28 protein-coding genes and 1 pseudogene are annotated in these 25,116 nt (G+C 66.3%); 20 read left to right on the forward strand and 9 right to left on the reverse strand.

What is annotated here, in order from left to right:
• Positions 1-46: 46 nt before the first annotated feature.
• Both ACTJI6_RS00665 and ACTJI6_RS00670 read left to right on the forward strand, forming a co-directional pair.
• Positions 47-310, forward strand: a complete 264-nt coding sequence (locus tag ACTJI6_RS00665; protein ID WP_440796939.1) for a hypothetical protein — start codon at positions 47-49, stop codon at positions 308-310.
• A gap of 9 nt (positions 311-319) precedes the next feature.
• Positions 320-478: a hypothetical protein gene (locus ACTJI6_RS00670; protein ID WP_440796941.1), complete on the forward strand. Its 159-nt coding sequence runs from the start codon at positions 320-322 to the stop codon at positions 476-478.
• Between the two features lie 78 nt (positions 479-556).
• Here the strand turns inward: ACTJI6_RS00670 and ACTJI6_RS00675 are convergent, their stop codons facing one another.
• On the reverse strand, positions 557-757 hold the full coding sequence (locus tag ACTJI6_RS00675; RefSeq protein WP_440796943.1) for a hypothetical protein: 201 nt from the start codon (positions 755-757) through the stop codon (positions 557-559).
• 225 nt (positions 758-982) lie between these two features.
• Between ACTJI6_RS00675 and ACTJI6_RS00680 the strand changes: the two genes are divergently transcribed.
• A complete protein-coding gene (locus ACTJI6_RS00680; protein WP_126153449.1) occupies positions 983-1,681 on the forward strand; it encodes a GntR family transcriptional regulator in 699 nt (232 codons plus the stop codon).
• 96 nt (positions 1,682-1,777) lie between these two features.
• Positions 1,778-2,740: a dihydrodipicolinate synthase family protein gene (locus ACTJI6_RS00685; protein WP_440796945.1), complete on the forward strand. Its 963-nt coding sequence runs from the start codon at positions 1,778-1,780 to the stop codon at positions 2,738-2,740.
• A gap of 37 nt (positions 2,741-2,777) precedes the next feature.
• On the opposite strand, the gene ACTJI6_RS00690 is transcribed toward ACTJI6_RS00685, so the two are convergent.
• Entirely contained in the window at positions 2,778-3,806 is a 1,029-nt protein-coding gene (locus ACTJI6_RS00690; protein WP_440796947.1) for an Ldh family oxidoreductase, read from the reverse strand.
• A gap of 243 nt (positions 3,807-4,049) precedes the next feature.
• Here ACTJI6_RS00690 and ACTJI6_RS00695 point away from each other — a divergent pair, with 243 nt between their 5' ends.
• From ACTJI6_RS00695 to lhpI, 9 genes are all read left to right on the forward strand, one after another.
• A complete protein-coding gene (locus tag ACTJI6_RS00695; RefSeq protein ID WP_440796949.1) occupies positions 4,050-4,859 on the forward strand; it encodes an ABC transporter substrate-binding protein in 810 nt (269 codons plus the stop codon).
• Between the two features lie 61 nt (positions 4,860-4,920).
• Entirely contained in the window at positions 4,921-5,586 is a 666-nt protein-coding gene (locus ACTJI6_RS00700; protein WP_126153445.1) for an amino acid ABC transporter permease, read from the forward strand.
• Positions 5,587-5,599: 13 nt separating this feature from the next.
• Positions 5,600-6,253 carry an amino acid ABC transporter permease gene (locus ACTJI6_RS00705; RefSeq protein WP_440796951.1) on the forward strand — a complete coding sequence of 218 codons (654 nt, stop codon included), beginning with the start codon at positions 5,600-5,602 and terminating at the stop codon, positions 6,251-6,253.
• Complete coding sequence (locus tag ACTJI6_RS00710; RefSeq protein ID WP_440796953.1) at positions 6,246-6,968, forward strand: amino acid ABC transporter ATP-binding protein; 723 nt, start codon at positions 6,246-6,248, stop codon at positions 6,966-6,968. The genes ACTJI6_RS00705 and ACTJI6_RS00710 overlap by 8 nt, the downstream gene beginning before the upstream one ends.
• A gap of 1 nt (position 6,969) precedes the next feature.
• A complete protein-coding gene (locus ACTJI6_RS00715; protein ID WP_440796955.1) occupies positions 6,970-8,187 on the forward strand; it encodes an NAD(P)/FAD-dependent oxidoreductase in 1,218 nt (405 codons plus the stop codon).
• Between the two features lie 7 nt (positions 8,188-8,194).
• Entirely contained in the window at positions 8,195-9,199 is a 1,005-nt protein-coding gene (locus tag ACTJI6_RS00720) for a 4-hydroxyproline epimerase (RefSeq protein WP_440796957.1), read from the forward strand.
• Positions 9,200-9,208: 9 nt separating this feature from the next.
• A complete protein-coding gene (locus ACTJI6_RS00725) occupies positions 9,209-9,400 on the forward strand; it encodes a tautomerase family protein (protein ID WP_440796959.1) in 192 nt (63 codons plus the stop codon).
• A gap of 9 nt (positions 9,401-9,409) precedes the next feature.
• The gene (locus ACTJI6_RS00730; protein WP_440796961.1) at positions 9,410-10,450 is read left to right on the forward strand and encodes a proline racemase family protein; all 1,041 of its coding nucleotides are present in this window, start codon (positions 9,410-9,412) and stop codon (positions 10,448-10,450) included.
• Between the two features lie 4 nt (positions 10,451-10,454).
• Positions 10,455-12,125 carry a cis-3-hydroxy-L-proline dehydratase gene (lhpI, locus tag ACTJI6_RS00735; protein ID WP_440796963.1) on the forward strand — a complete coding sequence of 557 codons (1,671 nt, stop codon included), beginning with the start codon at positions 10,455-10,457 and terminating at the stop codon, positions 12,123-12,125.
• Here the strand turns inward: lhpI and ACTJI6_RS00740 are convergent.
• Genes ACTJI6_RS00740 through rph form a run of 6 tightly spaced genes read right to left on the reverse strand, consistent with a single transcriptional unit; the run spans position 12,122 to position 15,909 of the window.
• A complete protein-coding gene (locus tag ACTJI6_RS00740) occupies positions 12,122-12,685 on the reverse strand; it encodes a DNA-3-methyladenine glycosylase (protein WP_440796965.1) in 564 nt (187 codons plus the stop codon). The genes lhpI and ACTJI6_RS00740 overlap by 4 nt on opposite strands.
• A 2-nt stretch (positions 12,686-12,687) precedes the next feature.
• Positions 12,688-13,041 carry a YbaN family protein gene (locus ACTJI6_RS00745; RefSeq protein WP_440796967.1) on the reverse strand — a complete coding sequence of 118 codons (354 nt, stop codon included), beginning with the start codon at positions 13,039-13,041 and terminating at the stop codon, positions 12,688-12,690.
• A gap of 1 nt (position 13,042) precedes the next feature.
• Complete coding sequence (gene hemW, locus ACTJI6_RS00750; RefSeq protein WP_440796969.1) at positions 13,043-14,227, reverse strand: radical SAM family heme chaperone HemW; 1,185 nt, start codon at positions 14,225-14,227, stop codon at positions 13,043-13,045.
• The gene (locus ACTJI6_RS00755; RefSeq protein ID WP_440796971.1) at positions 14,224-14,598 is read right to left on the reverse strand and encodes a RidA family protein; all 375 of its coding nucleotides are present in this window, start codon (positions 14,596-14,598) and stop codon (positions 14,224-14,226) included. The genes hemW and ACTJI6_RS00755 overlap by 4 nt, the downstream gene beginning before the upstream one ends.
• Positions 14,591-15,199, reverse strand: a complete 609-nt coding sequence (locus tag ACTJI6_RS00760; protein WP_440796973.1) for a non-canonical purine NTP pyrophosphatase — start codon at positions 15,197-15,199, stop codon at positions 14,591-14,593. Before ACTJI6_RS00760 ends, ACTJI6_RS00755 begins: the two co-directional genes overlap by 8 nt.
• Entirely contained in the window at positions 15,196-15,909 is a 714-nt protein-coding gene (gene rph, locus ACTJI6_RS00765) for a ribonuclease PH (RefSeq protein ID WP_440796975.1), read from the reverse strand. Before rph ends, ACTJI6_RS00760 begins: the two co-directional genes overlap by 4 nt.
• A gap of 70 nt (positions 15,910-15,979) precedes the next feature.
• Here rph and hrcA point away from each other — a divergent pair, with 70 nt between their 5' ends.
• From hrcA to ACTJI6_RS00790, 5 genes are all read left to right on the forward strand, one after another.
• Positions 15,980-17,035, forward strand: coding sequence for a heat-inducible transcriptional repressor HrcA (gene hrcA / locus ACTJI6_RS00770; RefSeq protein WP_126153432.1), 1,056 nt, complete (start codon positions 15,980-15,982; stop codon positions 17,033-17,035).
• A gap of 5 nt (positions 17,036-17,040) precedes the next feature.
• On the forward strand, positions 17,041-17,571 hold the full coding sequence (locus ACTJI6_RS00775; protein WP_440796977.1) for a nucleotide exchange factor GrpE: 531 nt from the start codon (positions 17,041-17,043) through the stop codon (positions 17,569-17,571).
• A gap of 89 nt (positions 17,572-17,660) precedes the next feature.
• Positions 17,661-18,245 (forward strand): S-(hydroxymethyl)glutathione synthase, encoded by a 585-nt coding sequence (gene gfa / locus ACTJI6_RS00780; protein WP_440796979.1) that lies wholly within the window; start codon positions 17,661-17,663, stop codon positions 18,243-18,245.
• A 91-nt stretch (positions 18,246-18,336) separates the two neighbouring features.
• Positions 18,337-19,467 (forward strand): S-(hydroxymethyl)glutathione dehydrogenase/class III alcohol dehydrogenase, encoded by a 1,131-nt coding sequence (locus ACTJI6_RS00785; RefSeq protein ID WP_126153429.1) that lies wholly within the window; start codon positions 18,337-18,339, stop codon positions 19,465-19,467.
• Between the two features lie 77 nt (positions 19,468-19,544).
• Complete coding sequence (locus ACTJI6_RS00790) at positions 19,545-20,186, forward strand: ATP-dependent Clp protease proteolytic subunit (protein WP_440796981.1); 642 nt, start codon at positions 19,545-19,547, stop codon at positions 20,184-20,186.
• A gap of 220 nt (positions 20,187-20,406) precedes the next feature.
• Here the strand turns inward: ACTJI6_RS00790 and ACTJI6_RS00795 are convergent, their stop codons facing one another.
• Positions 20,407-22,059, reverse strand: a complete 1,653-nt coding sequence (locus ACTJI6_RS00795) for a hypothetical protein (RefSeq protein WP_440796983.1) — start codon at positions 22,057-22,059, stop codon at positions 20,407-20,409.
• Between the two features lie 169 nt (positions 22,060-22,228).
• Here ACTJI6_RS00795 and fghA point away from each other — a divergent pair, with 169 nt between their 5' ends.
• Both fghA and ACTJI6_RS00805 read left to right on the forward strand, forming a co-directional pair.
• Complete coding sequence (gene fghA / locus ACTJI6_RS00800) at positions 22,229-23,062, forward strand: S-formylglutathione hydrolase (RefSeq protein ID WP_440796985.1); 834 nt, start codon at positions 22,229-22,231, stop codon at positions 23,060-23,062.
• 166 nt (positions 23,063-23,228) lie between these two features.
• Positions 23,229-25,022 (forward strand): annotated as a pseudogene (locus ACTJI6_RS00805) (methanol/ethanol family PQQ-dependent dehydrogenase); the annotation flags it as partial.
• Positions 25,023-25,116: the final 94 nt, after the last annotated feature.

Here is a 25,116-nt window from a genome sequence, read left to right on the forward strand (position 1 = left end):
CCCGGTTTTCCCCTGCGACCATCAGTGACGAACAGGAGGATCGGCGATGGCCAATGCAAGCAGCAAGAAATTCGGCGCGGGCCAGCAGGACCAAGGCAAGGGGGACGGCAGCGGCGGCATGTCCCCGGCCGACTCGGACGAGCTGTCGGAAAACGAGGTTCTGTCGAACCGCGACAAATCCCGCCATTCGGACCAGCGGGGCCTGGATTCCCGCCATGTCGAAACCGAACAGCATCACGATCATGTGGCAAACCGCCAAGGCGACGATGCCCAGGAAGCGCAAGACCGCCGCAAACCCCCCAGCACATAGGAGGCCGTCATGGTCGGCAATAAGACCCACGACCAGCAACAGCGGATCATCGAGAAGAAGGTCGACACGACCAATGCCGATCCCGATTTCGATCCGCGCCCGGATCTGAAGGCCTCGGACCGGCGCGAGGACCGGAAAGAAAAACAGGACAAGGATCAGGGCCGATAGAACGACATCCGGGCAGCGCGGTCAGGCGACCGACCCTGCCCGGACTGGCTCTGTGAAGGCCCGCAAGGCCAAGGGGGCTTATTCGCCGCCGTTCGTGGCGCGGTCGTTATGCCGGGCCTTGCGGTCGCCCGCCTCGCGGTTCTGGCCGCCCGCATTCGGTTCATGAGACGGATGGATCTGCTTGGGGTTCAAATCCGCATGGCCCATCTTGGCCTGTTGCGCCGCCTGCTTGATGGCGTATTTTTCGTTTTCCGCCTTGGGATCGAATTTGTCTGCCATGGTCTGCTCCTTTCCAAGGGTGCAGGGGTCAACCCCCAGCTGGGCGCGTCCGTTCCCGATTGCGACGCTGGAGAACATACCCTGATCGCCACTCAGGACGACATCGATCGCGACAGGGGGATGGCGAAGACAATGGGATAACGGCCGCCATCGCGATTGATCTGGAAATGTCCCGAGTGTATTTATACTGTCGACAATTCCCCTCGCGCATCGGAGACCGGATTGATGACAGAAGCCGGCGGCTTTCCAGAACGCAAGCGCGGATCCGGGGTCAAGCTGGTCTATGACCAGCTTCGCGACGAGATCCTGGATCTGGTCCTTCTGCCCGGCAGTCCCATCGACGAGGTGCAGCTTGCCGAACGCTTCGGCATGTCCCGCACCCCGATCCGCGAGGCCCTGGTGCGGCTGTCGGGCGAAGGGCTGGTGGAAACGCTGCCCAACCGCTCGACCATGGTCGCCAATATCGACTTCCTGAACCTGCACACCTTTTTCGACGCCATGACGCTGATGTATCGCGTCACCACGCGGCTGGCCGCGACCTATCACCAGCCCGCCGACCTCGAGGCGATCCGCGAACACCAGGCGCGGTTCGACGCCGCCGTCTCTGCTCAGGACGCCCTGGGAATGATCGCGTCGAACCGGGATTTCCACGCCGCCATCGCCGAGGCCGGCCGCAATCCCTATTACACCAGCCTGTTCCTGCGCATCCTGGACGAAGGCCGGCGCCTGCTGCGGCTGTATTACCAGTCCTTCAACGACCGCCTTCCGCCCGAGATCGTCGGCGAACACGAGGCTATCATCGACGCCATCAAGGTCCGCGACGTGGATCTGTGCGACCAGCTGGCCAAAACCCATGCCGACCAGATCATTCGCCAGATCCAGCATTTCCTGGCGCGCGACGAACGACAGACGGTCGCTTTATAAATCAGCCGCCGGATTCTTGTCGACAAACAAAATGCAGAGACTAGAATGTGGGGCATCGAATCCGCAACTCCATGCCGTTCCACAAGGATCCTCGCGATGAACACCCAGATTTTCACCGGCGTCATTCCCGCCCTGATGACCCCCTGCGCCGCCGATCGCAGCCCCGATTACGACGCGCTTGTCCGCAAGGCGCAGGAACTGATCGCGGCGGGCATGTCGGCGGTGGTCTATTGCGGATCCATGGGCGACTGGCCGCTGCTGACCGACGCGCAGCGGATGGAGGGGGTGGAACGGCTGGTCGGCGCGGGCATCCCGGTGATCGTCGGGACCGGCGCGGTCAATTCGAAATCGGCCGTGGCTCATGCGGCGCACGCCCAGAAGGTCGGCGCGGCGGGGCTGATGGTGATCCCGCGGGTGCTGTCGCGCGGACTGTCGCCCGTGGCGCAGCGCCACCATTTCAAGGCGATCCTGTCGGCGGCGCCCGACCTTCCGGCGGTGATCTATAACAGCCCCTATTACGGGTTCGAGACAAAGGCGGATCTGTTCTTCGCCCTTCGGGCCGAACATCCGAACCTGCTGGGTTTCAAGGAATTCGGCGGCGCCAAGGCGATGACCTATGCCGCCGAACACATCACCAGTGCCGATGACGACGTGATCCTGATGGCGGGCGTCGATACCGGCGTCTATCACGGCTATGTCAAATGCGGCGCCACCGGCACCATCACCGGCATCGGCAACGTGATCCCGCGCGAAATCCTGCATTTCGTGGCGCTTGCCAAGGCCGCGGCAGAGGGCGATCTGGACGCCCGGACCCGCGCGCAGGAAATGGGCGAGGCGCTGGAGGTCCTGTCGTCCTGGGACGAGGGCACGGATCTGGTCCTGTATTACAAGCACATGATGGTGCTGCAAGGCGACGCCGAATACGCGCTGCATTTCAACGAGACGGACGAGCTGACGCCCAGCCAGAAGGGCTGGGCCGAACGCCAGCTGGCCCAGTTCAAGACTTGGTACGGGGAATGGAGCAAGCTTCCCGGCGCCGTCCAGACCTGCAAGCCCTGATCCGGCCAAGCCCCCCGAAACCGGGGGGCTTGTTCGTTCAGGCGACCGCATCCAGGCCAAGCGCCAGGAAGCGGTCCAACTGCGCCGTCTCGGCCGGGGTCAGCGCGATGCCCTGGGCCATGGCCTTGGCGCGGGCGGCATAGCGGCGCTGCGACGGCAGGCGCGCGCCCTGGCCCTGGATCGCCTCGAACAGCTGCTCGGCGCGCGCGAAGGGATCGCCCGACCGACCGGCGGCGAATTTTTCGGGCGACAGGGCCAGGATCAGCTCGCCGTGGAACGGCGCCAGCGTCGTGGTTCCCAGGAAATCCAGCACCTCGGGGCTGGTCAGGTCGCCGATCATCACACCCGCCAGCAATTCGATCATGGTGCTGATGGCCGACCCCTTGTGCCCGCCGAAGGGCAGCATCGCACCCCCCAGGGCCGCGTCGGGATCGGTGGTGGGCTGACCGTCCGCGTCGATGGCCCAGCCTTCGGGCAGGGACTTTCCGGCGCGGCGGTGCAGTTCGATCTCGCCCCGCGCGGCGACCGAGGTTGCAAAGTCGAAGACATAGGGATCGCGCCCCGGCCGGGGCCAGCCAAAGGCCAGGGGGTTGGTGCCCAGCAACGGCCGGTTGCCCCCGGCGGGCGCCACCGTGGCATAGCTGGGGCACATCACCAGACCGGCCAGGCCCTGCCCCGTCAGGGCCTCGACCTCGGGCCAAAGGGCCGCGAAATGCGTGCAGTCGTTGATGACAAGCGCGGCAAGACCCAGATCGCGCGCGCGATCCGCAAGATGGGGCAGGCCCAGGTCAAAGGCGGCATTGGAAAACCCGCCCGCCGCATCGACCCGGACGATGGCGCCGTCCGTGGGCAGCAGGCGGGGCAGGGCGGTGCCGCTGACCTTTCCGGCCTTGAGGGTCCGCAGCACGCCCTCGATCCGATAGATGCCATGCGATTTGCAGCCGTCCCGCTCGCCCGCTGCGATCACGCGGGCCAGCGATGCGCCTTGATGAGGGGCAAGGCCTGCGCGCGCGAAGACCTGTTCCACGCGCCGTTGCAGGTCATCGAATGTCAAAGCTTGGGCCATCTGCCGTCCTTTTCAGGTGATCTGCGGTTGAACTTGTGTATACAAGAAATATGCAGCGATACAACAGGGGTGCCAGACCCGCCCTTCGCGACAGGATCCTGCGCCAGAACGGCCCCCCGCGACATAAAATCCCGAACGTATACAACTTGTATTTTTATTTTGCCTTGGAACCAAAATGCAAGAATAGTGGCGGAAAGGAATCGGTCAAAAGACCGGCGAAAGATCAACCGACAGGAGAAGACCATGATCAAGACAAAACTGGCCGCCGGCCTGATGGCCGCCTGCGCGATGTCCGCCCCCGCCTTTGCGGACAAGCTGGACGACATCATCGCTTCGGGGACGCTGCGCTGCGCGGTGGTGCTGGACTTCCCGCCGATGGGAATGCGCGACGAATCCAACAACCCCATCGGCTTCGACGTGGATTACTGCAACGACCTGGCCGCCGCCCTGGGTGTCACGGCGGAAATCGTCGAAACCCCCTTCCCGGAACGCATCCCCGCGTTGATGTCGGGCCGGGTGGATGTGGGCGTCGCCTCGACCTCGGACACGCTGGAACGGGCCAAGACCGTCGGCATGTCGATCCCCTATTACGCCTTCGAGAACGCCGTGGTCGCCAATGACAAGGTCGAGATGACGACGTGGGAGGACATGAAGGGCAAGACCGTCGGCGCGACGGCGGGCACCTATGAGGCGATCTGGCTGGAAAAGCAGGTTAACGAATGGGGCGAAGGCAGCTTCCGCCCCTATCAGACCCAGGCCGACGTGTTCCTGGCGCTGAGCCAGGGCCAGCTTGACGCCACCGTCTCGACGGTCGAGGTCGCCAATGCGAACGTGAAATCCGGCAACTTCCCCGGCATCCGGGTCGTCGACAAGGCGCCGATGGTGCCCGATTATGTCGCGCTGTTCACGATGCGCAACGAATACGGCCTGATCAACTATCTGAACCTGTTCGTGAACCAGCAGGTCCGCACCGGCCGCTATGCCGAACTGTACAAGAAATGGGTCGGCGAGGGCGAACCGGCCAACCTGGCCATTCCCGGCGTTTATCGCTGAAACCAGACAGGGCGGTGCGGTCATTGCACCGCCCTGATGCGTTCCGATACGGGCGGGTACCATGTTCAATTACACGTTCCAATGGAAGCAGGCGCTTGCGCGGCTTCCCCAGATGCTTGATGGCGCGATCGTCACCATGCAGATCGCCATCCTGTCGATGGCGATTGGAATCCTGCTGGCGGTCGTGCTGACCATGTTCCGGCTGTCGGGCAACCGGGCGCTGTCCGCCATTGCCAAGACCTGGGTCGAGATCGCCCGCAACACGCCCGCGCTGTTCCAGATCTACATGGCGCATTTCGGGCTGGGCAGCTTCGGCATCCACCTGTCGCCCTTCGCCTCGATCCTGCTGGGGATCACCTTCAACAACGCGGGCTACCTGACCGAAAACTTCCGCGGTGCCCTGAAGGCCATTCCTGACACCCAGACCCGCGCAGGCCGGTCGCTGGGCTTCGGCGCCGCGGGGGCGTTCCGCTATATCGTGCTGCCGCAGATGCTGCGCATTTCCTTCCTGCCGATGACGAACCAGATGGTCTGGGCGATCCTGATGACATCGCTTGGGGTGACCGTGGGGATGAACAGCGATCTTTACGGAGTGACGCAGGATCTGAACGCGCTGACCTTCCGCACGTTCGAACTGTTCGCCGTCGCCGCCGTGATCTTTTATCTGATCACCAAGGTGATCACGCTGGGGGCGCGGCTGGTCGCTTCCCGCCTGTTCCGGTATTGAGGGGGGCGCCGTCATGTTCGATACCGCACTGACCGCCGCCGATTTCGTCTTTCTTGCCAAAGGCGCCGGCGTAACCATCATCGTCACCCTGATCTCGGTGCTTGCGGGCACGATCCTGGGCATCCTCTTCGGGGTCTTCCGCTATCAGGTGGGGGCCATCTGGGCCGCGCCTCTGACCTTCGTGCTGGACATCTTCCGCTCGATCCCGCTGCTGATCCAGCTTGTGCTGGCCAATGCCTTCATCGGCACGATCCTGCAAATCCGCATCTCGGGCTTTGCCGTCGCCTGCATCGTGCTGTCGATGTACACCGCCGCCTTCTGTTCGGAAATCGTGCGCGGCGGCATCGAGGCGGTGCCCGCGACCACGCGGCGCGCCGCACGGTCGCTGGGCATGACCTGGGGGCAGGACATGCGCGAGATCGTGCTGCCGCTGGCCACGCGCGTCGCGCTGCCGTCGTGGATCGGGCTTGCGCTCGGCGTGATGAAGGATTCGGCCCTGGTCTATGTCGTGCAGGTCACCGAACTGCTGAAATCCACCCAGATCCTCATCACCCGCTTGCAGGAACCGCTGCTGCTGCTGCTGATCTGCGGTGCCTTCTACTTTGTCATCTCGTTCCCGCTGGCCCGGTTCGGCGGCTATCTGGAAAAACGGTGGTCCAATGATTGAGATCGAGAACGTCCGCAAATCCTTCGGATCGCTGGAAGTCCTGAAGGGCATCGACCTGACCGTCCAGAAGGGCGAGGTGGTGACCATCATCGGCGGGTCCGGTTCGGGCAAGTCCACGCTCTTGACCTGCATCAACGGGCTTGAACCCATCGACTCCGGCCGCATCCTGGTCGACGGGACCGAGGTTCACGCCAAGGGCACCGACCTGAACAAGCTGCGGCGCAAGATCGGGATCGTCTTCCAGCAGTTCAACGCCTTCCCGCATCTCACGGTGCTGGAAAACGTGACGCTGGCGCAACGCAAGGTGCTGAAACGATCCAAGGCCGAGGCCGAGGCCGAGGCAGTCAAGCAGTTGAACCATGTGGGCCTGGGCGACAAGCTGAAGGTCTATCCCGGCCGGCTGTCGGGGGGCCAGCAGCAGCGCATGGCGATCGCCCGCGCCCTGGCCATGTCGCCCGACTACATGCTGTTCGACGAGGTGACCTCGGCGCTTGATCCGCAATTGGTGGGCGAGGTTCTGGACACGCTGCGGATGCTGGCGGGCGAAGGCATGACGATGATCTGCGTCACGCATGAGATGAAATTCGCGCGCGAGGTATCCGACCGCGTGGCCTTTTTCCACAAGGGCGTGATGGCGGAAATCGCCCCGCCGGAACAGTTGTTCGGGAACCCCAAAGACCCCGAGTTGCAGAAGTTTCTGTCGGCGACACACTGACATGGCAGAGGTGATCGTCATCGGCGCGGGCGTCGTCGGCCTGTCGTCGGCCTTGGCGCTTCAGGCGCGGGGACTGTCCGTGACCGTGCTGGACCGTGAAGGCCCGGCGGCGGGGGCATCGGCGGGCAATGCCGGGGCCTTTGCCTTCACCGACATCCTGCCGCTGGCCTCGCCCGGCATCATGAAGAAAGCGCCGAAATGGCTGCTGGATCCGCTGGGGCCGCTGTCGGTGCCGCCCGCCTATGCGCTGCGGATCGCGCCCTGGATGTGGCGTTTCTGGCGGGCCTGTTCCGTGGCGAACGTCGCCGCCTCGACCGCCGCGCAGACCGCGCTGATGGACCTGTCCAAAACGGAACTGGAGCCCTTCCTGGCGGCCACCGGCACCGCCCCCATGCTGCGCAAGGAAGGCAACCTTCAGGTCTATGAAAGCCAGGCCGAATTCAACGCATCCCTGCCTGGCTGGCGGGCCCGCGCCGATCACGGCATCGACTTCCGACACATGACCTCGGATGAGATGGCGCAGATCCAGCCGGGCCTGTCGCCGCGCTTCACGCACGGCACCTTTACCCCCGGCTGGTATTCCATCGCCGATCCCCGCGATTACGTTCTGGCCCTGGCCGACCGTTTCCGCGCCGGTGGCGGCACCATCACCATCGCCGAGGCGACGGGCCTGACCGACACTGGCGTCGTCACCGCCGACGGCGCGCTGACGGGCCGGGTTGTGCTGGCGGCGGGGGCGCATTCTCACCGGCTGGCGCGGACGCTGGGCGTTCGGATCCCGCTTGAGACCGAGCGCGGCTATAACACCACCCTGCCGGGCGACGCCTTCGACCTGCGCACGCAGGTGACCTTCGGCGGGCATGGCTTTGTCGTCTCGAAACTGTCCTCGGGCATCCGGGTCGGCGGCGCGGTGGAATTGGGCGGGCTGGACCTGCCCCCGAACTTCAAGCGGTCGCAGGCGATGCTGGACAAGGCGGCGGCCTTCCTGCCCGGCCTGCGCACCACGGGCGGCACCCAATGGATGGGGTTCCGGCCGTCCTTGCCCGACAGCCTGCCCGCCCTCGGCCCGCTGCCCGGCCATCCGAACGTCACCTGCGCCTTCGGCCACGGCCATCTGGGCCTGACGCAATCGGCGGGCACCGCCCGGATCGTCGCCGACCTCGTGGCCGGGGCCACGCCCGCCATCGACCTCGCGCCCTTTTCCCCGGCTCGTTTCTGAGAAAGCCATGACCCAATACATCTTCCCCTGCATCGACGGCCATACCTGCGGCAACCCGGTGCGCCTTGTCGCGGGCGGCGCGCCCAGGCTGGAGGGCGCCGACATGCTGGAAAAGCGCGCGCATTTCCTGCGCGACTTCGACTGGATCCGCACCGCCCTGATGTTCGAACCGCGCGGCCACGACATGATGTCGGGGTCCATCCTCTATCCTCCGACGCGCCCCGATTGCGACGTGGCGGTGCTGTATATCGAGACCTCGGGCTGCCTGCCGATGTGCGGCCACGGCACCATCGGCACCATCACCATGGGGATCGAGAACGGCCTCATCACGCCCCGCACCCCCGGCCGCCTATCGATCGAGACCCCGGCGGGCAAGGTCGACATCGAATACCGGCAGGAGGGCCGTTATGTCGAGGAAGTGCGCCTGACCAACGTCCCCGGCTTCCTTTACGCCGAGGGGCTGACGGCGCAGGTCGAGGGACTGGGCGAGATCGTCGTGGACGTGGCCTATGGCGGCAACTTCTATGCCATCGTCGAGCCGCAGAGGAATTTCCGCGACATGGCCGACCATACGGCGGGCGAGTTGATCGGCTGGTCGCCGAAGCTGCGCGCGGCGCTGAATGCGAAATACGAATTCGTCCATCCCGAACACCCGGCGATCAACGGGCTGAGCCATATCCAGTGGACCGGCGCCCCCACGGTTCCCGGCGCCCATGCCCGCAACGCGGTCTTCTATGGCGACAAGGCTATCGACCGCAGCCCCTGTGGCACCGGCACCTCGGCCCGGATGGCGCAGCTTGCGGCCAGGGGCAAGCTGGCGGTGGGCGACGAATTCCACCACGAATCGATCATCGGTTCCATCTTCAAGGGCCGGGTCGAGGCCGCGACCACCGTGGCGGGCCGCGATGCCATCATCCCGTCCATCGCCGGATGGGCGCGCCAGACCGGGCTGAACACGATCTTCATCGACGCCGAACGCGATCCCTTCGCCCATGGCTTTGTCGTCAAGTAAGGAAACCCCATGCCTCTGATCCGTATCGAAATGTTTCCCGGCCGCAGCGCCGAGGCCAGGCAGCAGATCGCCGAAGGCATCACCCGCCTGCTGCACGAGACCGCCGGGATCAGCCCCGCCGCGACCACGATCATCTTCCAGGAAACCGCGCCGCAGGACTGGTTCGTCGCAGGGCGTTCCCATGCCGCGCCCAAGGACTAGGACAGCACGATGCGATCCCGCCTCTCGATCAACGTGATCGGCTGCCATGCCGAAGGTGAAATCGGCGACGTGATCGTCGGCGGCGTGCTGCCGCCCGCAGGCGCCACGATGATGGAACGGATGATCGCGATGGAACGCGACCACGACCATATCCGCCGCCTGTTGATCTGCGAGCCGCGGGGGTCCGTGGCGCGCCATGTCAACCTGATCGTTCCCGCCATCACCCCCGGCTGCGCGGCCGGCGCGATCATCATGGAGCCGACCGAATACGTCCCGATGTCCGGGTCGAACACGATCTGCGTGGCGACGGTGCTGCTGGAAACCGGCATGGTGCCGATGATCGAACCCGTCACCCGCTTCAAACTGGACATGCCCGGCGGCGTGATCGAGGTCACGGCCGAATGCGAAGGCGGCAAGTGCCGGTCGGTCACCTTCCGCAACGCCCCCGCCTTCGCCGCCGTCCTGGACGGCGCGCTGGAGGTTCCGGGCCACGGCACCATTCCGCTGGACATCGCCTATGGCGGGATGTTCTTCGGCATCGTCGATGCGCAGGCCCTGGGCTTCCAGATCGTCCCGGACGAGGCGCGCGACCTGGCGGTTCTGGGCGAAAAGATCCGCATGGCCGCGCGCGAACAGTTCGACGTGGTCCATCCCGACTTCCCGAACGTGCGCGGCGTGTCCATCGTGCAATTCGCCATGCCGTTCAACGGGCCGGGCAATGTCGCGCGCAATACCTGCATCGTCTCGCCCGGCCGGTCGGACCGCTCGCCCACGGGCACGGGCACCTCGGCCCGGATGGCGGTGTTGCAGGCGCGCGGGCTGATGGGCCGGGGCGATGTGCTGATCCACGAATCCATAATCGGATCGCGCTTCACCGGCCAGATCCTGGAGGTGCGGGAAAACGGCGGGCGGACCAAGATCATCCCGCAGATCACCGGCCGGGCCTGGATCACCGGGCAGCACAGCTATTACCTGGACCCCGAGGATCCCTGGCAGACCGGATACATGCTGTCCGACACCTGGGGCGTGACGCCGACGCTGAAGCAATAACGCGATGGCCGGTCTGTCGATCCTGCCGGGCGTCGCGGAAGGGCCGGTCCTGGCCAGCGACGAGCCGCTCAGCTTCTGGGGCGGGGTTGATCCGGCCACCGGGACGGTGATCGACATGCATCACCCGCTGCATGGCCGCGCCGTCACCGGGGCGGTTCTGATGATGCCCTCGACGCGCGGTTCCTGCACCGGATCGGGCGTCCTGCTGGATCTGGTCCTGTCCGGGCGCGGCCCGGCGGCGCTGGTGTTTTCCCAGCCCGAGGATGTCGTGACCCTCGGCGCCCTGATCGCGGCCGAAATGTTCGGCCATTCCCTGCCGGTGCTGCGCCTGGCGCCCGCCGATTTCGCGGCGCTGGCGGGCCGGGATTGGGCGCGGATCGGCGCGGACGGCATCGTCGCCGGGGATCTGGCGATCCCGGTCCGACCGCCCGCAACGGCCCTGCTGGATCTGACGCCCGACGACCGCGCGATGCTAGAGGGCGCCGACGGCACCGCGACCGCGCTGGCCATGCGGATCGTCTGCGCGATGGCCGCCCAGCAGGGGGCCGAACGGCTGGTGGACGTGACCCAGGCCCATATCGACGGCTGCATCTATGCCAGCCCGGCGAACCTGACCTTCGCCGAACGGATGGCGTCGCTGGGCGCGCGGGTCCGGGTGCCGACCACCATGAACGCGATCTCGGTCGATCATGCCAACTGGCGGGCGCAGGGCGTGCCGCCCGATTTCGGCCGCCCGGCGCAACGGCTGGCCGATGCCTATGTGGCGATGGGCTGCCGACCGACCTTCACCTGCTCGCCTTATCTTCTGGACAGCGCCCCTGCGGCGGGAGAGGCGGTCGCCTGGGCGGAATCGAACGCGGTGATCTTTGCCAACAGCGTGCTGGGCGCGCGCACCGCCAAGCATCCCGATTTCCTGGACCTGTGCATCGCCATGACCGGCCGTGCGCCGCTGGCCGGCGTCTATCTGGACCGGCACCGCCGGGCGCGGCGGATCATCGACCTGGCCCCGCCCGCCGGGGCGGACGACGCGTTCTGGCCTTTGCTGGGGTGGCTGGCCGGGCGGCTGTCGCCCGACCGCATCCCGTTGTTGCGCGGGCTGGCCGCCGCCCGGCCCGGCACCGAGGCGCTGAAGGCGCTGTGCGCGGCCTTCGGCACCACCTCGGCCGCGCCGATGCTGCATGTCGATGGCGTGACGCCCGAGTCGGGTCATGTCGCCCCGGATGCCGACCACTGCCGCATCACCTTGGACGACATGCGCGACGGCTGGCGGCTGCTGAACGATGGTCCGTCCCGGATCGACCTGGTGGCCCTGGGCAGTCCCCATGCCTCGCTGGGCGAATGCCGCGCCCTGGCCCTGGGGCTGGGGGGCCGGCGGGTTGCGGTGCCCACGATCCTGACGGCGGGGCGGGACACCATCGCCCAGGCGCGCGCCGAGGGCACGCTGGCCGCCCTGGAACAGTCGGGCGTCCAGGTTCTTCCCGACCTGTGCTGGTGTTCGATCTCCCGCCCGGTTTTCCCGGACCAGACCCGGACGCTGATGACCAATTCCGGCAAATACGCCCATTACGGCCCCGGCCTGTCGGGCTGCGCAGTCCGGTTCGGCAGCCTGGATGGCTGTATTCAGGCCGCCCTGACGGGCCGCGCCAGCGACGCCCTGCCGGACTGGCTGGCCTAGGACCGGGGCTGCGGCGGGAAGGGGCGGCTGTGGCCGCGCACTCCGGCCAGGCCGAAACGCCAGGGCAGATCCTGCGCGCGGCTGATGCCGATGCGCGGACCGACCAGCAGATCGGCCGGGTCCGGGGGCAGGGCGATGGTGAAATCAGATCCCGCAAAGGCCCTGCCGTCGTCCTCGGCCCGGATGCCAAGCGCCTGGGTCAGCCGCCCCGGCCCGTTGCACAGCAAGGGGCTGTTCCGCCGCGCCGTCATCGCCGCGATCCCCGTGGCGGGGGCCAGGGCGCGGATCAGGACGGCCTCGCCCGGACGGGCGACCACGTTCAGGCACAGGTGGATGCCGTAGGAGCGATAGACATAGGCATGTCCCGCCGGTCCGAACATCGAGGCGTTGCGCGGCGTCGGGCCGCGAAAGCTGTGGGATGCGGGGTCGTCGCGGCCGTAAGCCTCGGTTTCGATGATGGTGCCGCCCGCGCCGCGCACCAGAAGGGTGGCGCCGATCAGGCGGCGGGCCAGATCGACCGCACCCAGGCCAAGGATCCGGTCGGCAAGCGGGCCGGTCATGATCACGCCTCGGGGCGGGTGATCACGAAGGCGGCAATGGCGGTGCAGATCATCGCCTGCATCGTCACCACCCAGATCGGCATCCCGGCGACCAGGCTGAAGCCGACGCCGCCGACCATCGCCAGCGTCGCCCAGATCTTGGCCAGCCGGCTGATCGCGCCGCGTTCGCGCCAGGCCCGGACCGGCGGGCCATAGGTCGGGTGATCCAGGATCCGCCGTTCCAGGCGCGGGCTGCTGCGCGCGAAGGCCGCCGCCGCCAGCAGCAGGAAGGGCACCGTGGGCAGGACCGGCAGGGCGATGCCGACGATGCCCAGGGCCAGGGCGATCAAGCCGAGGACATACCACAGCCGCCGCATCTCAGGTCGCCAGTTCGCGCAGGATGGCGTTCAGCAGGGGGCGCCCGTCGCGGGTGGCGCGCAACCGGCCGCCCTGCGTCGAAACCATGCCCAGATCGCTCAGGCGGCCGATGGTCGCGGGGTCCAGCGGTGCGCCCGCAAGCCGGGCATGGCGGGCCAGATCCAGGCCCTCGGACAATCGCAGCGACATCAGCAGGTATTCCGTGGCCTGTTCATCCATCGGCACCAACTCTCGCAGGGATTCCCCCGTTCCCTGGGTCTCGACGGCGTGAAGCCAGGCGCCGGGGGCGCGATGCGCCTCGGTCGCGAAGCGGCCCTGCGGCAGGGTGATGCGCCCGTGCGCGCCCGGCCCGACCGCAGCCCAGTCGCCCTGGCGCCAATAGACCAGGTTGTGGCGGCTTTCCGAACCGGGGCGGGCGTGATTCGAGGTCTCGTATCCCGCCATCCCCGCCGCTTCGCAGATGTCCTGGGTTTCCAGATACAGGTCGGCGGCCAGGTCGTCGTCGGGCAGGTCGCGCAGCTTGCCCGCCGCAGCGCGCGCGCCGAAGGCGGTGCCGGGCTCGATGGTCAGTTGATACAGCGACAGGTGATCGACCGCCATGGACAGCGCCTGGCCCAGTTCCGCACGCCAGGCGTCGCGGGTCTGGCCCTGCCGGGCATAGATCAGGTCGAAGCTGACCCGGCCGAAGCAGGACCGCGCCACGTCGAAGGCCGCGCGGGCCTCGGCGACCGAATGCATCCGGCCCAAGCGGCGCAGGTCGGCGTCGTTCAGCGCCTGGATGCCCATGGACAGGCGGTTCACGCCCGTATCGGCAAAGCCCTGGAAGCGGGTGCGTTCGACGCTGGTGGGGTTGGCTTCCAGCGTGATCTCGATGTCGTTGGCGAACCCCCAGGCGGCGCGGGCGGCGCGCAGGACGGCATCGACTGTTTCGGGCAGCATCAGCGAGGGCGTGCCGCCGCCGAAGAAGATGCTGCCCAAGTGGCGGCCCGGCAGTTCCGCGCCAAGCCGGGCGATTTCCGACGACAGCGCGGCGGCCCACCGGGTCTGGTCCACGGCGGGCACGACATGGCTGTTGAAGTCGCAATAGGGGCATTTCGCCTGGCAGAACGGCCAGTGGACATACAGGCCGAAGCCCCCCGCCCGCCAGTCCTCTGCCACAAAGCTGTCGGCCCCCGGCAGCATCATCCGCGAAACGCCGTCACTTCGATCTCGATCTTCATCTCCGGGCGGATCAGGCCCGCGACGATCATGGTCGCGGCGGGGCGGATTTCGCCCAGGGCCTCGCCCAGGACGGGGATGATCGTCTCGACCAGGGCGGCGTCGGTGACGGTGTATTGCACGCGCACGATGTCGGTGGGGGCGAAGCCCGCTTCGTCCAGCACGGAAAAGATGGTGGCAAAGCAGTTGCGCGCCTGCTGGGCGGGATCGTCGGGCATCGCCATCGTGGCGTAGTCGTATCCGGTCACGCCCGACACGAAGCACCAGTCGCCCTTGACCACCGCGCGGCTGTAGCCCATCGCGGCCTCGAAGGGCGATCCGGTCGAGATCCTATGCAAAGCTGCCCCTTATCATCTGCTCTACCGCCCGCGCCCGGTGGCTGAGGCTGTTCTTCATCGCGGGCGGCATCTCGCCCAGGGTCACGTCATAACCGTCCGGCATGAAGATGGGGTCATAGCCGTGCCCTTCAACCCCGCGCGGGGGCCAGACGACCTGGCCGGGCAGGACGCCCTCGAACACCTCATCATGGCCGTCGGGCCACATCAGCACCAGCGTGCAGCGGAATTGCGCGCGGCGCGGGATGGGGGCGTTCCGCGATTCCAGCTCGTCCCAGGTGCGCTGCATGGCCATGCGGAAATCGCGGCCCTGGCCGGTTTCCGCCCAGTCGGCGGTGTGGACGCCCGGAGCGCCGTCCAGGGCATCGACGCAGATGCCGCTGTCGTCGGACAGCGCGGGCAGGCCTGTGGCTTCAACCGCCGCGCGGGCCTTGATGCGGGCATTGCCGACGAAGGTGGTCTCGGTTTCGGCGGGTTCCGCCAGACCGGCTTCGGCGGCGCCGACGACCTCGACCCCGTAAGGGGCCAGCAGGGCGCGCATCTCGTCCAGCTTGCCCGCGTTATGGGTGGCGACCAGCAGGCGCTTGTCCGTGAAGGCCCTCATGCCAGGGCGGCCTTCTGGGCGGCGACCAGGTCGGTCATGCCCGCCTCGGCCAGATCCAGCAGCTGCCCCATCTGGTCGCGGCTGAACGTCGCGCCTTCCGCAGACATCTGCACCTCGATCAGCCGGCCCGCGCCGGTCAGGACGAAATTGCCGTCGGTGCCCGCCTCGCTGTCCTCGGCATAGTCCAGATCCAGCACGGGCTGGCCCGCATAGATGCCGCAGGACACGGCGGCGACGTGATCCAGGATCGGGTCGCTGGAGATCGCACCCGCCTTCAGCAGCTTGTTCACCGCCAGCCGCAGCGCCACCCAGCCGCCGGTGATCGCCGCGCAGCGGGTGCCGCCGTCGGCTTGGATCACGTCGCAGTCGATGGTGATCTGGCGTTCGCCAAGCGCGCTGCGATCCACGCCCGCGCGCAGGCTGCGGCCGATCAGGCGCTGGATTTCCTGGGTGCGGCCGGTCTGCTTGCCCGCCGCGGCCTCGCGCCGGTTGCGGGTGTTGGTGGCGCGCGGCAGCATCCCGTATTCCGCCGTCACCCAGCCCAGGCCGGTGCCTTTCAGGAAGCGCGGCGGCGTTTCCTCCAACGAGGCGGTGCACAGCACATGGGTGTTGCCGACGCGGATCAGGCACGACCCTTCGGCATGGGCCATCACGCCGGTTTGGATTGAAATCGGACGCATTTGGCTTAGATTCCGGCCAGACGGGCGCATGGTCATTCCTTTCGCGAAGATCGCTGCCCCATACCGCCCCGGCGGCCCTTCACGCAACCCCGCGAGGGACATGGACCAGAAGACGCCTTTGCAGGATCTGAACGACCGATCGCGCGAGATCTTCCGCCGCGTGGTCGAGACCTATCTGGAAACCGGCGAACCCGTGGGATCGCGGACCCTGACGCGCGCCCTGACCGAGAAGCTCAGCGCGGCGACGGTCAGGAACGTCATGCAGGATCTGGAATATATGGGGCTGCTGGACAGCCCGCATGTCTCGGCCGGGCGGATGCCCTCGCAACAGGGTCTGCGGCTGTTCGTGGACGGCATGATGGAGGTCGACACCGTCAATGCCACAGACCGCGCCGCCATCGACCAGACGCTGGGCAACGACGATCCCGATACCGGCGTGCTGATGGACCGGGTCAGCACGGTGCTGTCCTCGATCACGCGCGGCGCGTCCCTGGTGCTGATGCCCCGGCACGAGGCGCCGATCCGCCATATCGAATTCGTCAGCCTTGGCCCCGACCGCGCGCTTGTGGTGCTGGTCTTCGCCGATGGGCATGTGGAAAACCGCCTGTTCACGCCGCCTGCGGGGCAGACGCCCTCGTCCATGCGCGAGGCGGGAAATTTCCTCAATGCCATGGCCGAGGGAAAGACCCTGTCCGAACTGCGCGGCCAGATCGGCCGCGAGATCGCGGCGCGGCGTCAGGAACTGGACGTGCTGGCCGCCGAACTGGTGCAGTCGGGGCTTGCCTTGTGGGACACCGAATCGTCCGACCCGCGCCTGATCGTGCGCGGCCGCGCCAACCTTCTGGACCAGGAGGTCGCGGATCTGGACCGGATCCGGGTGCTGTTCGACGACCTGGAACGCAAGCGCGACATCGTGGAATTCCTGGAACTGGCCGAGAAGGGCGAAGGGGTGCGGATCTTCATCGGATCGGAAAACAAGCTTTTTTCGCTTTCGGGTTCCGCTCTGGTGGTTTCGCCCTATATGAATGCCGACCGGAAGATTGTAGGCGCGGTGGGCGTCATCGGACCGACGCGGCTGAATTACGGCCGCATCGTGCCGATCGTCGACTATACCGCGCAGCTGGTCGGGCGGGCCCTGTCCGGCCGGAAAGGATGAGAGTGATGAACGAGCAGAACGAACAGCCCAGTGACGACATCCTGGCGGATCCGCTGGCCGAGCCGGCGGACGAGATCGCGGCCCTGACCGCCGAGCGCGACGAATACCGCGACAAGTTCATGCGCGCTTTGGCGGATGCCGAAAACTCGCGCAAGCGCGCCGAAAAGGACCGCCGCGACGCCGAGCAATATGGCGGCTCGCGTCTGGCCCGCGATCTGCTGCCGGTCCATGACGCGCTGACCCGCGCGCTGGACGCTGCGGGCGAGGAACAGCGCGCCGCCGCCGCCGCCCTGATCGAGGGGGTGGAGTTGACCCTGCGCGAGCTGTCGAACGTCTTCGCCAAGCACGGCATCGCCGTGATCACCCCCAAGCCGGGCGACAAGTTCGACCCGCTGGAACACGAGGCGATGTTCGAGGCTGCCGTCCCCGGCACCGTTCAGGGCGAGATCATCCAGGTCATGGACAACGGTTTCCGCCTGCATGACCGGCTGCTGCGCCCGGCCAAGGTCGGCGTATCCTCGACCCCTGCCAGCTGAGGGGTTTGCTACAACCTTCCGCTGACTTGCCGAAAGCTCCCGATGGCGCGACGTTGACGAGACGTTCGGTTCATCGGGAGGGAAGGACCATGGCCAGTACTGAGGGGGTGAAGATTCACCCCGCCGTGGACAACGGCATCAAGCAAGGCAATGCCAGTTTTTCGGGCGGGATCCTGACCTGCAAATGCGCGACGAACCCGGTCAAGGTCCGGGTCGGCGCACAGACCGCGCATAATCATGTCTGCGGCTGCACGAAATGCTGGAAGCCCGAAGGGGCGATCTTCAGCCAGGTCGCCGTCGTGTCGCGCGACGCGGTCGAGGTTCTGGAGAACGGCGACAAGTTGCAGATCGTCAACAAGGACGCGCCCATCCAGCGTTACGCCTGCCGGGACTGCGGCGTCCACATGTACGGCCGGATCGAGAACAAGGACCATCCGTTCTATGGCCTGGATTTCGTCCATACCGAACTGTCGTCCGAGGATGGCTGGTCGGCCCCGGAATTCGCGGCCTTCGTATCCTCGGTCATCGAATCCGGCGTCGATCCGTCGCGGATGGACGGCATCCGGGCGCGGCTGCGCGAACTGGGGCTGGAACCCTATGACGCGCTGTCGCCGCCCTTGATGGACGCCATCGCGACCCATGTCGCCAAGCGGTCCGGCAAGCTGGCGGCTTGACGGCCCAAGCGATCCCCACGCACAACCAAGGGGCCGCCTCGCGGCCCCTGTGGCTTTATAAAAGAACGCCCGAACGGATAGGAGAAGTGTGATGAGAACCCGTGCCGCCGTCGCCTTGGAGGCGGGCAAGCCGCTGGAAGTGATGGAAGTCAACCTGGAGGGCCCGAAGGCCGGAGAGGTGATGGTCGAGATCAAGGCCACCGGCATCTGCCACACCGACGAATTCACCCGCTCGGGCGACGATCCCGAAGGCATCTTCCCGGCGATCCTGGGCCACGAGGGCGCGGGCGTGGTGGTCGAGGTCGGGCCGGGCGTGACCAGCGTCAAGCCGGGCGATCACGTCATCCCGCTGTATACCCCGGAATGCCGGCAATGCGCGTCCTGCCTGTCGGGCAAGACCAACCTCTGCACCGCGATCCGCGCCACCCAGGGCAAGGGCCTGATGCCCGACGGCACCACCCGGTTTTCGATGCTGGATGGCACGCCGATCTATCACTACATGGGCTGCTCGACCTTCTCGAACTACACCGTGCTGCCGGAAATCGCGGTGGCGAAGGTCCGCGAGGACGCGCCCTTCGACAAGATCTGCTATATCGGCTGCGGCGTGACCACCGGCATCGGCGCGGTGATCAACACCGCCAAGGTGGAAATCGGCGCGAAGGCGGTCGTGTTCGGCCTGGGCGGCATCGGTCTGAACGTGATCCAGGGCCTGCGGCTGGCGGGCGCCGACATGATCATCGGCGTCGACCTGAACAACGACAAGAAAGAGATGGCCGAGCGTTTCGGGATGACGCATTTCGTCAACCCCAAGGAGATCGACGGCAGCATCGTCCAGCATATCGTCGAGATGACCAAGACCCCCTTCGACCAGATCGGCGGCGCGGATTACAGCTTCGACGCGACCGGCAGCACCAAGGTGATGCGCGACGCGCTGGAATGCACCCATCGCGGCTGGGGCCAGTCGATCATCATCGGCGTGGCGGCGGCCGGGGCGGAAATCAGCACCCGTCCGTTCCAGCTTGTCACCGGCCGGATCTGGAAGGGCACGGCCTTCGGCGGCGCGCGCGGCCGCACCGATGTTCCGAAGATCGTCGACTGGTACATGGACGGCAAGATCGAGATCGACCCGATGATCACCCACACCATGGGCCTGGACGACATCAACAAGGGCTTCGACCTGATGCACAAGGGCGAGTCGATCCGTTCGGTCGTCCTTTACTGATCGTTCATCCCTGCATAGGTAAAAGAACGGCGGGGCCATGGTCCCGCCGTCGCCATGAGGAACAAAGGAGCAGGCCGATGCGTCACCAGTGGCTGGACGATGACGACGACGACGAACCGGAAGAGGACGACCGGCGCCACGAGGGCGAGAAGGACGGCGGCCTGGGCCTTCCCGAAGGCGACAAGATCGGCAAGCTGTATTTCAAGTCGCGCACCGTGATCGTCGCGGGCACGATCAACGACAAGCTGGCGCAGCGCACCGTGGCGCATCTGCTGGCCCTGGCCGAGGACTCGGACCGCCCGATCAACATGCTGATCTCCTCGCCCGGCGGGCATGTGGAATCGGGCGACATGATCCATGACGTGATCAAGTTCATCCGCCCCACCGTGCGCACCATCGGGTCGGGCTGGGTGGCGTCGGCGGGCGCGCTGATCTTCGTCGCGGCGAAGAAGAAAAACCGCTTCTGCCTGCCCAACACGCGCTTTCTGATCCACCAGCCCTCGGGCGGGATCGGCGGCACCTCCTCGGACATGATGATCCAGGCGGAACAGGTGCGCCTGATGCGCGACCGCCTGAACCAGATCTTCGCCGAGGCGACCGGCCAGAGCGTCGAGCGGATCGAAAAGGACACGCAGCGCGATTTCTGGCTGAACACGCAAGAGGCGCTGGATTACGGCCTTCTGGGCAAGGTCATCCGCAGCGTGGACGAACTGAAATAATGGCTTGCGGGGCGGTCACCATCCGCCCCGTGGCGGCCACGGATCACGACGCCATCTGGACGATCCTTCAGCCGGTTTATCGCTGAACTTGACGGGCAGGCCCTGGGCACCAACCCTGTCGGGGCCATATCCCCCGGCGGGCGGATCGCATGTATCACGACCTGTCCGGCCGCGGGCGGCCAAGGCGTTGCGCGCTTTGCTTGGTCATCCCGGCATCGGTTCAGGGTGCCTCGACGAATACCCCGTCCGACAGCCGATAGACCGATCCCGCATTGACCTGTGCCAGCCCCTTGGCGCGCAGCATGTACCACGCCTTCGCGGGGGCGTTGGGGTCGCTGAACTCTGTGCCCCGCTGGTCTTCGGCGATGACCGTATACGGTCCCTCGCGATGGTCGGCCCGGTACAGAACGGCCGATTCCGCATCCTCGGGCAGGCGCCAGCCCAGCCGGACCCCGTTGCCGTCGCGGGTGGCGGTGAATGCCGTCGCCGGGCGCTGCGGAAAGGGTCGCAGCGTCGGGTCGCCGATCAGATTGACCCACACCGGATTGATCCAGTCGTAATTGCCCGTCAGCCCGTATTCGCGCGTCTCCAACATGCCTTTGGTGACATCGCCGTTGTTCGCCGTCCGCATCTGCGCCTGCCCGATGGTCTCATTCAGCGCCATCCCGTGCAGCAGCCATGACGGCCTGCCGCCCCACGCCGTCGTCAGCGCCCTGTCCGAGGCCGCGACAAGCGCCCGCATCGGATTGTCGCCCCGGTCGAATTGCTGCTTTCCGCTGCCGAAATTGATGGTGAAGACGGCCTCGACAGGCGGCTTTTCGGCATAGTCCAGGCCGCGATGGCTGCCGAAATCGATGCCGAACAGGTATGGCCCCTTGCCTTGATGGTTGTGATGCCCGGCCTCGATCACCGCTTTGGGGCCGAGAATGTTCACAAGCCCCAGCTTTTCCACGGTCAGATGGTCGCTTGCTGCATAGGCGCGCGGGGGCGCCGGCGCCTCGGCCCGCCGCCAGGCGTGGTTGCGGTCCAGCCATGCCGCCAGCAGATCGGTCTCGGTTCCGAATTCGGGTGACAGGTCGGCGAAATCCACCCGCCCGATCGGGGCCGCGATATGGCCGCCGGGGATCAGCGTCGGGTGCAGCGCAAGCTCGCCTGCCGGTGTCTGGGCGGGTCGCCAGAACGCATCCGGCGTCACATAGAACAGGTCGGTCGCCTGTGGATGCTTGTCATGGCCATCCGGTGCGATCCAGCCGCTTCTGACGACCGGCAGATGCCCGATCAGCAGCACCGAGGCCGCGCCGCGATTCGCGGTCAGAACATCGCTGATCCGCTGGCGCAGCGCGATCGCGCGGATCATGTTATCGGCCGGATCCGAGGCGCTGCGCGGGGCGTCAATCCGGGTGACTGTCCAGCCGTCGCCCAGCAAATCCATCATCAGCCGGTCCAGCCGGTCGGCCAGGACAGCCGCCAGCGTGTCGTCGACCACCAGCACCGCGCGGCCCGACTGCGGCGCGACCGGAACCTTGGTGCCCGCAGTCCAATAGCCGATCAGGGTCTTGTCCGCCGTCTCCAGCCTGATCTGGTATTCATAGGCTTGGCCGGGCTGCAGTCCGACATCCAGAATGCGCTGCGGCAGAAGGATTTCAGGCTGATAGGACGCCCAGCTTTCGATGCCGGTCTGTCCAAGACTCCGTCGGAACACCTGCGGCATCGCCCCGCCCCGCGCCGTCCAGGACAGGCCCAGCCTGCTGCCGTCCGGCGAGGTCTGCGCGGTCATCGTCAGCGGCTGGGCCGGCGCCGCGCTGGCTGGCGCGGCAAGAAGCGCCGCTCCGATCATGGCAAGAAGGCATAGGCGGTGAAGGATCGTGGTCATGCGCGCAGGATAGGCCCGGCCAGGCCCAGGCCACAAGAAGCGCGCAGGCATGGCGACCGCTTCCTTCGTGGCAGGATCGGCCATTCGCCATTGCCGCCGATGCCGAATTTCGCCTTGATGCCCGCGACTCGGGCCGCCTGTGGCCCATCAGGCAAAGACGGAGAATCAGATGAGCCTTGAAACCGTTTCGGAAAACCGCAGCTTCGGCGGCACCCATGGCGTTTACCGCCACACGTCGCAATCGACCGGCACCGACATGACCTTCGCGGTCTTCATGCCCGAACTGGTGGCGCACGAACGCGTGCCGGTGCTGTGGTATCTGTCGGGCCTGACCTGCACCCATGAAAACGCCATGACCAAGGCCGCCGCCCAGCAATGGTGCGCGGATGCGGGCATCGCCATCGTCTTTCCCGACACCTCGCCGCGCGGCGAGGGGGTGGCCGACGACGAGGCCTATGACCTGGGCCAGGGCGCGGGCTTTTACGTCGATGCCACCCAGGATCCCTGGAAGCCGCATTTCCGCATGTGGCAATACATCGTCCACGAATTGCCGGAACTGGTCGGCGCCAATTTCGCCATCGACCGCGAGGCGATGGGCATCACCGGCCATTCCATGGGCGGACACGGCGCCCTGACCATCGCCATGACCCATCCCGAACGCTACAAGTCGGTCTCGGCCTTTGCCCCCATCGCCAACCCGACCGAATCCGACTGGGGCCAGAAGCAGCTGACCGCCTATCTGGGCAGCGACCGCAGCGCCTGGCGCGCCCATGACGCGACGATCCTGATGACCGAACGCGGCTTTCCGGGCGAGGTGCTGATCGACCAGGGCAGCGCCGACCAGTTCCTGGACAAGCTGCGGCCCGAATCGCTGGCCCAGGCGATGATGGCCCGCCGCCAGCCGGGGCAGTTCAGGATGCAGCCCGGCTATGACCACAGCTATTTCTTCGTCCAGTCCTTCATGGGCGATCATGTGATGTGGCACGCCGAAAGACTGCTGTAAGGGGCTTGCCGAAGTTTCCCGTCCGCTCTGGCATTTGGACCTAAGACTTTAGGGGCAATTGCCGGGGCGGCAGATTGACGCAAGGCATTGTCCGCCAAAGACTACCTCCAGGACGGCGACCGGAGGAGGGAACCTGTCGCCCGCGTCCAACAGCGGAGGAACTTTCATGAAAAGATTGCTGAACAGCACGGTCGCCGTGCTGCTTCTGTCGGGCACGGCCTATGCCAATGACAGCGTCTTGGCCGAGACCGCCAAACCGGAACAATGGGCGATCCAGACCGGCGACTACGCCAACCAGCGTTATTCCGAACTGGACCAGATCAACCGCGACAACGTGGCCGACCTGCGGGTGGCCTGGACCTTCTCGACCGGGGTGCTGCGCGGCCACGAGGGCAGCCCCCTGGTGATCGGCGACATCATGTATGTCCACACGCCGTTCCCCAACAACGTCTTCGCCCTGGATCTGGCCAATGACGGCAAGATCCTGTGGCGCTATGAACCCCAGCAGGATCCCGAGGTCATCGCGGTCATGTGCTGCGATACCGTCAACCGGGGCTTGGCCTATGCCGACGGCATGATCCTGCTGTCGCAGGCCGACACCACCGTCGTGGCGCTGGACGCCAAGTCGGGCGAAGTGAAGTGGTCCACCAAGATCGGCGATCCGGCCATCGGCGAAACGCTGACCGCGACCGTGATGCCGGTCAAGGACAAGGTGATGGTCGGCGTCTCGGGCGGCGAATACGGCGTCCGTGGCCGGATGACCGCGCTGAACCTGGCGGACGGATCAGTGGCCTGGAAGGCCTATTCGACCGGCCCCGACGAAGACATGCTGGTCGATCCCGAAAAGACCACCCATCTGGGCAAGCCGATCGGCAAGGACAGCAGCCTCAGCACCTGGGAAGGCGACCAGTGGAAGATCGGCGGCGGCACGATCTGGGGTTGGTTCTCGTATGACCCGGATCTGAACCTGATCTATTACGGCACCGGCAACCCCTCGACCTGGAACCCGTCGCAGCGCCCGGGCGACAACCGCTGGTCGATGACCATCATGGCGCGCGATGCCGACACCGGCATGGCCAAGTGGTTCTATCAGATGACGCCCCATGACGAATGGGACTTCGACGGCGTCAACGAGAACATCCTGACCGACCAGGAAGTCGATGGCCAGATGCGCAAGCTGCTGACCCATTTCGACCGCAACGGCTTTGCCTATACGCTGGACCGGGAATCGGGCGAACTGCTGGTCGCCGAGAAGTTCGACCCGGCCGTGAACTGGGCCACCCATGTCGAGATGGACCCCAACAGCGACCAGTATGGCCGCCCGCAGGTGGTCGCCGAATACTCGACCGCCCAGAACGGCGAGGACGAGAACACCACCGGCATCTGCCCGGCGGCGCTGGGGACCAAGGACCAGCAGCCCGCGTCCTATTCGCCCAAGACCCAGACCTTCTATGTGCCGACCAACCACGTCTGCATGGACTATGAACCGTTCCGCGTCGCCTATACCGCGGGCCAGCCCTATGTCGGCGCCACGCTGTCGATGTATCCGGCCCCGAACAGCCATGGCGGCATGGGCAACTTCATCGCCTGGGACAATATCGAGGGCAAGATCAAGTGGTCGCTGCCTGAACAGTTCTCGGTCTGGTCGGGCGCCCTGGCGACCGCTGGCGACGTGGTGTTCTATGGCACGCTGGAAGGCTATCTGAAGGCGGTCGATGCCGATACGGGCGAAGAGCTTTACAGGTTCAAGACCCCGTCCGGGATCATCGGCAACGTGATGACCTATGTCCATGGCGGCAAACAGTATATCGGCGTCCTGTCGGGTGTCGGCGGCTGGGCCGGGATCGGTCTGGCGGCCGGTCTGACCAACCCGAACGAGGGCCTGGGCGCCGTGGGCGGATATGCCGCGCTGTCGGATTACACCGAACTGGGCGGCCAGCTGACCGTCTTCGAACTGCCGGGCGAAGCCTCGGCCGCAGCGGAACCCGCAGCGGAACCGGCGCCTGCCGAAGGTGGCACCAGCGGCTAATACTTTCGGCCCGCTAACGCAAACT

This window comes from Paracoccus sp. 22332, from assembly GCF_052045125.1.
GTDB lineage: Bacteria > Pseudomonadota > Alphaproteobacteria > Rhodobacterales > Rhodobacteraceae > Paracoccus > Paracoccus haematequi_A.